Genomic DNA, 11,800 nt, shown 5'->3' with positions numbered 1-11,800 from the left:
ACACAATCTTTGTGCGGTGTTGCCAAAAGAAACACCACATAAAGTGCATATGGCGGTGCTCCTTAAACATACTGCACGGGAAACAGGATGCCACGCCATAAAGGGGGATCTTATGAACTACAAACGTATTGCTGCGCTGCTGCTTGCGGGGAGCATGCTGCTGAGTGCAGGGGGGTGTCTGAATCTGGAGGAGGAAAGCTCCGGAGGCGGCCGGAATGAATCCATCCCTCAGACTACCGTGGATCGGAATGTTCCGACTGTCACGCCCACCAGGGAGACCGGTACCCGGCTTTTTGCCGGACAGGACGGCGCTCTGACCATTCAGCGCAGCCGGCGGGAGAATACTGTGCCCATGGGGGCGGATGGCACCTGGACGATTTACATATATATGTGCGGCAGCGATCTGGAAAGTGCGGATGGCTCCGGCACGGAGGATATGGAGGAAATGCTGCAGGCGTCCACCGGCGACCGGGTGCGTTTTGTGGTGCAGACCGGAGGCGCAGAGACATGGACAGCCGGGAAGGTGGATCCGGACAAACTGGATCGGTTTGTGATCCAGGACGGGAATATGGAAAAGGTGGACAGTCAGCCGGGTGCCAGCATGGGGGACGGCAGTACCCTTGCCAATTTCCTTGCCTGGGGGACGACGAGCTATCCGGCGGCGAATATGGGGCTGGTGCTGTGGAATCACGGCAGCGGCAGTATCTGCGGTGTGTGCTTTGACGAGCTGTATGAGGACGACAGCCTGTCCCTGGAGGAGGTGGGCGGCGCTCTGGAAAGCGTGTATCCCAATATGACGGATTCTTTCCGGTTCATCGGCTTCGATGCCTGCCTGATGGCAACGGTGGAAACGGCCAATCTGCTGGTGCCCCATGCGGATTATATGTATGCCTCGGAGGATACGGAGCCGGGCTACGGCTGGGATTATACCGCCATCGGGGCGTATCTGGGCAGCCACCCGGATGCCGACGGAGCAGCGCTGGGAAAGCTGATCTGCGACAGCTATTATGATGCCTGTGTAGACTGCGAAAGCGAGGAGGAGGCAACCTTCTCCTGTACGGATCTGAGCCGGTTGGATGCATTCATGCAAAGCTGGAATGAAGCTGCCCGGCAGATGTACGATCTGACGGAGCAGCCGGAACGATTGGCAGAACTGGTGCGTGGGATTACCACGGCTTTGAACTTCGGCGGCAACAATAAGGCGGAGGGCTACACCAATATGGTGGATGCAGGATGCATACTGAAAAACAGCAAGTCCCTGCTGCCAGGTGCAGCGGATGCGCTGGCAGCCCTGGAGGAATGCGTGATCTACCAGCGGAACGGAGAGCGCCGACAGGACGCTTCCGGGCTTGCCACCTATTACCCCCTGTGCATCCAGGGTTCTGAAGAGTTGTCCGTATTCCGCAATGTGTGTATCAGCCCCTGGTATCTGTCCTTTGTGGATAAGATCGCTTATGGTGCGGATCATGAGGGCATGCTGGACGGGTATCAGAAGGATCTGTGGCTGGGGGAGGATTCCCTGTTCTGGAGCCAGGATGCCCTGGAGTCAGCAGCATGGAGCTGGGATTACTGGAACCGGGAGCAGGGCACATCCATCGGCTTGTCCGGGGAGGATGGAGAGATCTCTGTGCAGTATGAGGTTGCGCCTTATATGGATGAGGACGGGAACTATGTGTTCCAGTTGTCGGAGGAGACCCTGTGGGAAACGGATTCGATTTACAACTGCCTGTACATGATCCTGGATGACGGACGGATTCTGGATTTCGGCGCAGATGATGATGTATATGTGGACTGGGACACCGGAGAAGTGTATGACGGCTTTGACGGCTACTGGTTTGCGCTGCCGGATGGTCAGCCCCTGGCGGCATATCTTGCAGAAGCTGACTACGACTACAACATTTACACGGCGCCCATTACTCTGAACGGGGTGGACACCAACCTGCGGATCCGGCAGGACTATGGGGCGGATTCCTGCACCACCAGCATTCTGGGTGTGTGGGATGGTATTGACGCAGAAAGCGGACAGGCGGCACGGACCATTCGTCCGCTGAAGAAGGGGGATCAGATCGTGCCCCGGTACACCGCATACGATACGGACACCTGGGAGGAAAGCACCTTTGTGGGTTCCGATTATGTGTATGACGGAGATCCGGCTCTGGAGGAATACATTCTGCCGGATGGGGACTACTACTACGGCTTCTGCATCAATGATATCTACGGCGGCGAGACCTATACGGACTATGTGGTTTACAACGTGGAGGGCGAAGAGGTCTACTATTACGAGTAACTTGACGGCGTTCGACAAAATGTGAAGAAATTAGGAGACTTTCAACAGGTCTCCTTTTCTTTTCGCTTCCAATTTTGTCGAATAAAGTCGAAACTTGCGGATACCGTGCAGACGACGCATGCTATACTAAGGACAGCAAAAGGGAAGCGCCCACTGTATGCCCACCATTCCGTCTGTGGGCGCTTCCGGATCCCGGCTTTTCGTCCGGCCAGCGAAAGCCACAAGAAGCGTCTGATATAGTCGGACATACCGCCCCGGTGCGCTGCATGACAGACGCACCATGAAGAAAGGAGTTTCATATGTATACTGTAATTTGTACATCCGTTCTGGAGACCCGCACTGCGCCGGATCAGAGCCTTACTTATGAGGTAGTGGTGCATCCGGTGTGTGTGGAGTCGCATTGCGCCCTGTCCTATGGGATTCGTATTTATAATGATACCCGGTTTGCGGAACAGATGGATCTTACCCTGTCCAAGCGTGAAATCCTGGAGTTTCTAAATCTGCTTGCCCGGAACACTGCGCAGCCGGAGGAACTGCATGACCTGGCAGAGGATTTTCTGGCATCCTTGTAGGGCGGAGCTTACAACTCTTGCCTATATTTTTTACAAAAAAATTGTCGAATTCTATCGAAAGCAGTCGCAGCTGAAAAGGATGCGGCTGCTTTCTGTATTAGGTCGTGTTGACACTAAGCCTAACAACGTATTTTTTTGGAAAAATTTCATGCATCCTGCGTTAAGGCAATACCGCGCAAAGGCCGCCTGTTGGCTTTGCACAGCATCTGTGTGGAATCGTTCGTTATACTGCACATGAATCTCGTATAATATGCCAATATCTCTGTGAAGTCTGACGAAAAAAGTTGGCACATGTGCTGTACAAGCTTTGAGTGATGCCGCCCTATTTTTTCGTCACATCACACAGAAATTCTACGCAATATGCGTAGATCCTCGCACTGTTTCTATGCAAATCTGCCGAAAGTTTCTTGGCATACCAGCCGTATGAGCCCTGTCTTTGTGTGGTACAAGCCCTTTCTCTCTGTGGCATTGCCTTTACATTTAAATCGTTTTATGATATACTATAAGCAGCAATCACCCGTTCTATTTTATCATCCATATTATGTACAATCTACGACCAAACAGGAGGAGGAGGAACTCATGAGGAAAAATCCAAAGCTGTACAGCCGCACGCTGAGCGCATGCATTGCGCTGCTGATGACGGCATCCTGTATGCCCTGGTCAACGGTGGTTTCTGCGGTGGATCTGCTCAGGCAGAATGCCGGAAAGGAGCAGGAGCTGACCTTCGTAGCGTCCCCCATGCAGGCGCAGAAAGCGGCAAAGGAACAGGCAGATGGCGAGGTAACGGAGGCAGTATCCATTACGCCTTACCATGCGGCACTACTTGCAGAGCCGGATTATGAACAGATCCTGGGGGAGAATTATCAGTTTCCGGAAAGCTATGACCTGCGGGATTACGGGCTTGTGACCCCGGTGCGGAATCAGGGTAGCTACGGCACCTGCTGGGCGCACGGCATTCTTGGCTCCGTGGAAACCGGACTGATTGAACAGGACGATCAGATTGACCTGTCCGAATGGCACCTTGCGTATTATACATACTGGGGGGATGATACCTATGGTCAGTTTGATATGGAATCAGACATTTTTGATCAGGGAGGATGGTCCATTACCGGGTTGAATGCGTTGACCAGATGGTTCGGACCGGTGCGCGAGGAAACCCTGCCCTATGAGGATGATGAGATCCGCTCCTTCAGTGATGAGGAGAAGCTGGCACTCCGGGCACAGGCTGCATACCATGTGCAGGATGCATACATCAACAACAGTTATCTGGACTATCACAGTGGCAAGGTGACCCGTTCCAATGAGAATCTGAAGGCAATGCTTATGAATGGGCACAGCGTTTCTTTCACATTCAATACCAGTGACTATTACTACAATGCGGAAACAGAGGCTTATTACACGCCTTACTATACCTGGGGCAACCACATTGTCCTTCTGGTCGGCTGGGATGACAACTATCCCAAGGAGAATTTCTCTGAACATGCACAGCCGGAAAACGATGGTGCATGGCTTATCAAGAACAGCTGGGGTACGGGCGGCGCAGAGGATGGCTATATCTGGGTCTCCTATGAGGATCAGTCTGCCAACGACTATGTGGTGGCCATTGCAGAGGCAAGCGACAACTATGAGAGCCAGCAGTCCCATGACACTTTTGGCTGGTTGGCATCCATTGCACCAGGCAATGTGCCCACCCAGTCCTCCTATTTGTCCACGGTTCTGACGGCGGAGGCGGATACAGAGGTTTGTGCGGCTGCCTTCTACACCACTGACAACGGCACGGAGTATGAGATCACGGTGTATACGGATCTGCAGGATCCTACGGATCCCACCTCCGGTACAGCAAGCACTGTAACCAGCGGCTCTGAGCTGTACTGCGGCTATCATACCATTGATCTGGCGCAGGCGGTTCCGGTTGCCCAAGGAGAACAGTATGCCATTGTGGTGAAGCTCACCAACCCGGTGAACCCTTATCCGATTGCCACAGAGGCTCTGATCACTGCCCAGGACGGTACCGGGGAGACCAGTGAGATGACCCCCATTGTAGAGGGACGGCTGGAAGCCAACACGGATTACGGCGAGACCTTTATCAGCACGGACGGAAAGACCTGGACGGATGCTTATATGCAGCAGTTCGATTACACCTCCTATTATCAGGACGATGAGGAGGCTCTTGACATGATCAAGGGTGCAGAGGACGATGAAACTGCATCGGGCGATGACTCCAAGGTTCTGGTGACTCTGGGCAATGTGTGCCTGAAGGCGTTCACCAATTCTGAAAATCATGTTTCCTTTTCTCAGCCAGAGGGGCCTGTGCCCTTTGGCACAGAGCTGACTCTGACGAGCAATTCCGCTGAGGAGATCTGGTACCAGATCGACGATGGGAAGGAGCAGCTTTATACCGAGCCCATTGTCATTGACCAGGCTATGTCTGTCACTGCGTGGGGCGTTACCGGAGAGAAGGCAGGCGACCGTCTCACCAAGGAGTATACCCAGAAAACCGCAAGCCTGACCGGTGTTACCCTGTATGGCGGCGGCACGCAGCAGCGCTGCACCTTGGATCCGGAAGAAGTAATACAAGTGCCCCAATATGTGGACGCTGTTAAGCTGAGTGCAGGCACCCTGTATCAGTACGAGGTGAATGGCAAGACCTATCACGCAGGGGAGCAGAGCGATGCCATTGCCCTTGGCTATGGCGATCAGACCATTGAGATCACAGCAAGCGGAGAAGGGGTGCTGCCCAAAACTTATACGCTGGAGATCTATCGTCCCTATGTAACACTGGATTACCGGGCAGAGATTCTGTATTTCAATGCGGAGGAATGCACAATCACTGACGAAAACGGCAATGTGCTGGAGTCTAACTGCGATGTAGCTGATCTGATGGGGCAGACCTTGACGGCTCAGTATGGTGAGGAGACCTGGGAGGAGTATATTCCCCAGCGTCCCCAGATGAATCTGAATTTGTCTGTGATGGATTATGCACGGCAACTGCTGGGACCGGTGGATATGGACTGGTACTACACCTACAGTGAATGGCTGATGCTGGCCCATAGCGAGGATTTCTCCGATGAGCAGCTTGCCAGAAACTTTGGCACGGAATTGATAGAGGAGGGCGTTTGCGCATTTCTTTGTGAGCCGGGGGAGACCTATTACTTCCGGATTGCCGCAACAGATTCCGACTTTGCAAGCGAGAGTTATTCGGTGACCGTGCCCGCAAGACCGGCTGCTCCCACCAAGAAGCTGACGGTGGAGTCAACGGACACCACCCTGCAGGTAAGCGGTGTGTCTGGCGCGGAATACTGCATTGTGGAGAAGGAACTTGCCACAATGGAGGACTTGGAAGAGATGATCTTTAGTGTAGCAGAGTTTTCCGGCATTAGTTACGATCAGGCACTGGATATGTTCTATGACCGATACGGAGTGACGAACAAGGAGGAGCTGCTGGATGCTATTAACAAGCCAATGTTTGAGGAGTGGACGGAGGAATCTCTGTTTGAATATCTGATCCCGGGTACAGACTATTACATCGGTGTCCGGTATGCGGCAACGGAGAATGCTTTTGCATCTGAGTTTGCCTATGAAACCTTCCGGACTACCGGCGAGCGTCCGGCTGTAGTCATTGATTACTTGGCGGAGACCCTGAGATTTGATGAGAAAACCGTACAGGTGTCATATACCTTTGATGAGTATGCTTATTTTGAAAATTTTGAGTATCTGAATGAAAATGGTGAGCTGAGATTTAGCGAGAGTGTGGAATTCAACAAGGGAGAGACGTTGCGGTTTTCTGCCGGTTCGACGAGTCTGAGCTACTTTACAGGCAAGTCCTTGAATGTGTCTTTTACGGATGATAGCACTGCGCCCTACACCCTGGAGATTCCGGCACGGCCGGATGCTCCGGCGTATACTCTGAATTATCTGGAGGGACGTACAGAGGAAGTCGTTGACCCGGATGTGGTACTGTTTGTGGGATTTTATCAGTATGACGAACCGGATGAGCGTACCTTCTACTATGATGATATGGTCACTATGGGTATGATCGATGAGGATGGCAGATTGCTTCTGGAAAGCTGTGGCAATGGTGAGATCAGCTTCTATACCGTTGGTGCAAGCAACCGGTATTTTGCAAGTGCGCATTCCGAGCCGGTTCTTGTTCCCAGCGCAGAGTGGAATGTGGAGTCTAAGGAGATCATTTATGAGATCGTGGATAACGTACTGAAGATCCGTGCCATGGAGCATGTGGAATATCAGTTGTCTCAGATCGTTTCGGACACCGGAGAAGAAGCGGTGACTTATGGCTGGACGACAGAGCCGGAGTTTACACTGGAGCCCGGACCACTGTACATCGTATATGCACGGTTACAGGCAACAGAGGAGTGCCTTGCATCCGGAACGGTGCAGTTTATGGTGAGCACAGATTTTGAACCCTACTTCCTTGGCAATGTAAACAAGGATTACAAGATCGATGTGGCAGACGCAGTGCTGATCCTACAGGATTGTGCAAACCGCCTGACAGGACAGGATGCAGTGCTGGATGATACGGCGCAGTATTATGCGGATGTCAACAGCGACGGAGAGGTTACGGTAGGCGATGCTGTCAGCGTTCTGCAGTTCCGGGCACAGGATCTGATTAGTCCTGTAACCCAGTGGAGCGATATTCTGGCGGTAGGCTGATTTTGACAGTATACAATATAACATGATAGGGACTCCGGGGGCATCCGCCTTTCCGGAGTCTTTTTTGCGGCAACTTTCTTTTCCGGCGGCATAGAATTGGGGTTGAAATCTGAAAATGAATGTGTTATACTAATTACATGTGGTAAGTTCCAAGGGCAAATGAAAAAACCAGACACAGAAAGGAAGTTTGCAATGTACGAAACCATGATGGACACCATCGGCTTTGTTGAAAAGTATGATGCTGAGGTCGGCGAAGCAATGAACAAGGAGCTGGTTCGCCAGCGCAGAAACCTGGAGCTGATTGCCAGTGAGAACATTGTTTCTCCTGCGGTTATGGCAGCAATGGGCTCGGTTCTGACCAATAAGTATGCAGAGGGCTACTCCGGCAAGCGTTACTACGGCGGCTGCGAGTGCGTGGATATTGTTGAGGATATTGCCATTGAGCGGGCAAAGAAGCTGTTCGATGCAAAGTTTGCCAATGTACAGGCACATTCCGGCGCACAGGCGAATACCGCAGTGTATTTTGCTCTGCTGAATCCGGGGGATACGGTTCTGGGCATGAGCCTGGCGCACGGCGGTCATCTGACCCATGGTTCTCCGGTGAACCTGTCCGGCAAGTACTTCAATTTCATTCCCTATGGTCTGGGCGATGACGAGCGTATCGACTACGACAAGGTAGAGGCACTGGCAAAGGAGCATCAGCCCAAGCTGATCGTAGCAGGCGCAAGCGCATACCCCAGAGTGATCGATTTTGCACGGCTGTCCGAGATTGCCAAGTCCGTCGGCGCATATCTGATGGTGGATATGGCGCACATTGCAGGTCTGGTTGCGGCAAAGCAGCACCCTTCTCCGGTGGGCTATGCGGACGTGGTGACCTCCACCACCCACAAGACCCTGAGAGGACCCCGTGGTGGTCTGATCCTCACCAACGATGAGGAACTGGCTAAGAAGATCAACAAGGCAGTATTCCCCGGTATCCAGGGCGGCCCGCTGATGCATGTGATCGCAGCAAAGGCGGTTTGCTTCGGCGAAGCCCTCAAGCCGGAGTTTACCGAGTATCAGAAGCAGGTAGTTGCCAATGCACAGGCGCTGGCAAACGGTCTGGTAAAGCGGGGCTTCAACCTGGTATCCGGCGGTACGGACAATCACCTGATGCTGGTTGACCTGCGCCCCTTCGATATCACCGGCAAGGAACTGGAGCATCGCCTGGATGAGGTTTACATCACCGTCAACAAGAACGCCATCCCCAACGATCCCCAGAGTCCCTTCGTGACCAGCGGCGTGCGCATCGGTACTCCGGCAGTGACCAGCCGTGGTCTGGGCGTCACCGAGATGGAGCAGATCGCAGAGTTCATCTACCTGGCTGCCAAGGATTTTGATGCCAATGCGGATGCTATCCGTGCAGGCGTGGGCGAAATCTGCAAGCAGTATCCGTTGTACGAATAATTCCGGGAACGTTCCCAAACAAACAGGGCGAACTGCTGACAGTTCGCCCTTTCTTTTGAAAAGAGGAGAAGCCTATGACCCCCCTTGCTGATAAAATCCGCCCCACCACCCTGGACGAGATCGTGGGACAGCCCCATCTGCTTGCCCCGGGGAAACCCCTGCGCCGCATTCTGGAGCGGGGACAGGTGACGAACATGATTTTTTACGGACCATCCGGCGTGGGGAAAACCACCCTTGCCCGGATCATTGCCAGCAACAGCAACATGACCCTGTATAAGCTGAACGGCACCTCCGCCTCCGTAGGGGATATCAAGGAGATCATTGCCCAGACCGGCACCCTGGCAGGGTGCAACGGAATCCTGCTGTATCTGGATGAGATCCAGTATCTGAACAAGAAGCAGCAGCAAAGCCTGCTGGAGTACATCGAAAACGGTTCCCTGACCCTGATTGCCTCCACCACGGAGAACCCCTATTTTGCGGTGTTTAACGCCATCATCAGCCGTTCCACTGTGTTTGAGTTCAAGCCCGTGACGGCGAAGGAGCTGGAGCCTGCGGTGGAGCGTGCCTTCCGGCTGATGGGACAGGAGCTTGGCGCAGACTGCCAGCCGGAGGATGGGGTGGTGTCCTACATTGCTTCCGGTTGTGGGGGAGATGTGCGCAAGGCGGTGAATACGGTGGAGCTGAGCGTGCTTGCATCCGAAACCCGTGATGGAGTCATGCCTGTGACTCTGGAAACCGTGCAGCAGCTGACCCAGCGGAGTAATATGCGCTATGACCGGGACGGGGATCAGCATTACGACCTGCTGTCTGCTTTGCAGAAATCCATTCGGGGCTCCGATGAGAATGCGGCATTGCATTACACTGCCCGTCTGCTGGAAGTGGGAGATCTGCTGTCCCTGGTGCGCCGGATCCTAGTAATTGCAGCGGAGGATGTGGGGCTTGCTTACCCCCAGGCCATGCCCATTGTAAAAGCCTGCGTGGATGCGGCATTGCAGCTTGGCTTGCCGGAGGCCCGGATTCCCATTGCAGAGGCGGTGATCCTCCTTGCTACCGCTCCCAAATCCAACAGCGCATACCTTGCAATTGACGCTGCGGCAGCGGATTTGCAGCGGGGTACCACCTGTGAGATCCCCCGACAGCTGCAAAACAAGCATTTTGACGGGGCAGATGCAAAAGTCCGGGGGCAGCATTATCTGTATCCCCACGATTACCCCAACCACTGGGTCAAGCAGCAGTACCTGCCGGACGAGCTGAAGGATCGGGTTTATTATCAATTTGGTCAGAACAAGCAGGAACAGGCAGCCCGGGCGTATAAGGAGCTTATACAGAAGAAGTGAACAGGCTTTCCATAGATTTTGTGCTGGCGGCGGAAGCGTACTGCCACCGGTCCATATGGCTGTCCTGGATAAAGTAATGCAGCTCTGCCGGTTCCGGCACGGAGGGTGCAAATACATCCACCAGGATCAGCTTGATCTTCATCCGCTCCGGCAGGATGGACTTTATGTACACGCTTGCATGCTGTCCCACGGTCACGTTGGGCTTCAGCTCTGCAAGTCCTGCCAGATTCGGCGTCAATTCTACAAAAATACCGTAGTTTTCTACGGAGCGCACAATGCCTGCAACTGTTTCTCCGGGCTGGAACTGTGCGGCATTTTCCTCCCACGTACCAAGGAGTTCCTTGTGCGTGAGGAGGATCTTTTTTCCCTCTCTGCCTTTGAAAATCACACGAAGCTGCTGCCCCACCGTGAACCGGTCGGCGGGATGGGAGATCCGGGACACGGAAATGCTGTCAATGGGGATCAGGGACGGGATGCCGCAACCAATGTCCACAAAGCAGCCGAATGGCTCCAGATGGGTCACGCAGGCGGGGAGGATGTCCCCCGGCCGGCATGCATCCAGGTATTGCGCCTGGCAGCGCTCCTGGGCGATGCGCCGGGACAAAATGGCAAGGGGGGCTCCTGCGGTATCGCAGGTCAGCTCCGTAACTACAAAGCATACCGGCTTGTTCACCCGGGAAATCAGGGCAATGTCCCGGGTGGTGCCTTCCCGGATGCCCACCGCACCCTCCTCCCGTGGAATCACAGCCTGCATGCCGGGCAGATCCACCCATAAGTTGTGGGAACTGTCGCAAATGGTGACCCGTCCCTCCAGGATGGTGCCCCGTTCCATGGCTTCTGCCAGCCGTGCCGGGGTGCTGACCGCCCGTTTGTTTTCCTCGGTCTGAATCCGGTAGCCTTCAGGTAAAAACTTATTCATTTCAACCTCCCAAAGATTTTTTCTGTGGTTTCACATACTCCAGTCTATGAGAGGACAGGCTGGGTTATGCCTCAGGACAGGGTGCGCACCAGGCTGCCTCCCATGGCAACCAGCAGACCGGAGATCTGATGGGCGCTGCCGGGGAGACAGGACAGCTGCAAAGTGACGCTTTCCCGGAGAAATGGCTCCGGATCATGCCTGGACGGGAGCGTTTCGGACATGACCTGGGTCACAAATTCATTGCCCATGGCAGTGGTACGGGTGGGTACGATGGAGAATACGCCGGGCAGTTGCCGATCCATGCCGGAGCCGGCGATCCGATGGGTGGGGGATGCCAGAATGCGGATCTTGTGTATGCCGGGACATGCAGCCCGGATTCGGCGCAGTGCAGCTTCAGCTGTGTCAATGGAGGAGAAATTGGCGGAAAGTGTCATGAAAAAGGCTCCTTTCGAGATGAAATACACGGAATCCGTGCGGTTTTTACAAATTCGTGATAAAGATATTGTTGAAAATCACAGCCGAAAAATTCGTTGAAAATATTGCCTTTTTCGTGAGAATGGGGTATAAT

7 protein-coding genes are annotated in these 11,800 nt (G+C 53.8%); 5 read left to right on the top strand and 2 right to left on the bottom strand.

The window, feature by feature from the left end; translation table 11 throughout:
* Positions 1-112 precede the first annotated feature (112 nt).
* From QVO51_RS03610 to QVO51_RS03590, 5 genes are all read left to right on the top strand, one after another.
* On the top strand, positions 113-2,287 hold the full coding sequence (locus QVO51_RS03610) for a clostripain-related cysteine peptidase (protein ID WP_022357275.1): 2,175 nt from the start codon (positions 113-115) through the stop codon (positions 2,285-2,287).
* A gap of 299 nt (positions 2,288-2,586) precedes the next feature.
* Complete coding sequence (locus tag QVO51_RS03605) at positions 2,587-2,859, top strand: DUF6514 family protein (protein ID WP_015557215.1); 273 nt, start codon at positions 2,587-2,589, stop codon at positions 2,857-2,859.
* Positions 2,860-3,438: 579 nt separating this feature from the next.
* On the top strand, positions 3,439-7,530 hold the full coding sequence (locus QVO51_RS03600; RefSeq protein ID WP_022357274.1) for a lectin like domain-containing protein: 4,092 nt from the start codon (positions 3,439-3,441) through the stop codon (positions 7,528-7,530).
* A 192-nt stretch (positions 7,531-7,722) separates the two neighbouring features.
* Complete coding sequence (gene glyA, locus QVO51_RS03595) at positions 7,723-8,976, top strand: serine hydroxymethyltransferase (RefSeq protein WP_022357273.1); 1,254 nt, start codon at positions 7,723-7,725, stop codon at positions 8,974-8,976.
* A gap of 74 nt (positions 8,977-9,050) precedes the next feature.
* Positions 9,051-10,313, top strand: coding sequence for a replication-associated recombination protein A (locus QVO51_RS03590; RefSeq protein WP_015557218.1), 1,263 nt, complete (start codon positions 9,051-9,053; stop codon positions 10,311-10,313).
* On the opposite strand, the gene QVO51_RS03585 is transcribed toward QVO51_RS03590, so the two are convergent.
* Together QVO51_RS03585 and QVO51_RS03580 are read right to left on the bottom strand one after the other, a co-directional pair.
* Positions 10,297-11,232, bottom strand: a complete 936-nt coding sequence (locus QVO51_RS03585) for a S1 RNA-binding domain-containing protein (RefSeq protein ID WP_022357272.1) — start codon at positions 11,230-11,232, stop codon at positions 10,297-10,299. The two genes, QVO51_RS03590 and QVO51_RS03585, sit on opposite strands and share 17 nt — an antisense overlap.
* Before the next feature lie 71 nt (positions 11,233-11,303).
* Positions 11,304-11,666 (bottom strand): hypothetical protein, encoded by a 363-nt coding sequence (locus tag QVO51_RS03580; RefSeq protein WP_022357271.1) that lies wholly within the window; start codon positions 11,664-11,666, stop codon positions 11,304-11,306.
* Positions 11,667-11,800 lie beyond the last annotated feature (134 nt).

The sequence above is a fragment of the Ruminococcus sp. CAG:379 genome (assembly GCF_000434255.1).
GTDB classification, from domain to species: domain Bacteria; phylum Bacillota; class Clostridia; order Oscillospirales; family Ruminococcaceae; genus Ruminococcus_F; species Ruminococcus_F champanellensis.
The sequence above is the reverse complement of the archived record's forward strand: the minus strand, read 5'-3'. Positions and strand labels throughout refer to the sequence as shown.